This is a genomic window from Xanthobacter autotrophicus, assembly GCF_030015065.1.
GTDB lineage: Bacteria > Pseudomonadota > Alphaproteobacteria > Rhizobiales > Xanthobacteraceae > Xanthobacter > Xanthobacter autotrophicus_D.
On sequence record NZ_JAIVFN010000378.1, the window covers coordinates 1 to 466 of the forward strand.

General features: G+C 71.2%; 1 protein-coding gene and 1 pseudogene. Both read right to left on the reverse strand.

The window, feature by feature from the left end:
- Positions 1-226: hypothetical protein (locus K9U40_RS23610; RefSeq protein ID WP_282892494.1), on the reverse strand; the 226-nt coding region annotated here is incomplete at its 3' end.
- 32 nt (positions 227-258) lie between these two features.
- Positions 259-466: pseudogene (locus tag K9U40_RS23615) on the reverse strand (dioxygenase); the annotation flags it as partial.

A 466-nucleotide genomic window follows, 5' to 3' on the forward strand; every position in this document is an offset into this window, starting at 1 on the left:
GGCCCATGGCGTAGGGTGCGCGCAGGCTCACCACGTGGAACTGCGCGGGCACCCAGCGGGCGAGCGCGAACAGGTCCTTTTCATGGCTGCCCACGCCGTGCATGAGCACCAGCAGCCAGGGCTGCTCCGTACCCGCGGCGGCGGGACGGCCCAGGAAGGACATCGGCAGATCGAGCGGGGAAAGCGTCGGGTCGGTGTGCGTCGGGTCGGTGTGCGTCGGGATCATCCGCGGTTGGAGCGCCCGGCGCCCCCGGAGTTTCATGCGGCGTCGGAAACCGGCTCGAGCGCGAACGAATCCATGGCGAGGGAGCCGTGCATCACCTCGCGGCTCAGGTAGTGCGCAGCCGCTCCCGCCCCTGCCGCGCCCAGTGCGAAGAAGAGCGGCAGGAAATGGTCGTCGCCCGGGTGCGCGCGCACCGCATGCGGCGCCCGCCTGCGGTAGTCCAGCAATGCCTCGGTGTCACCG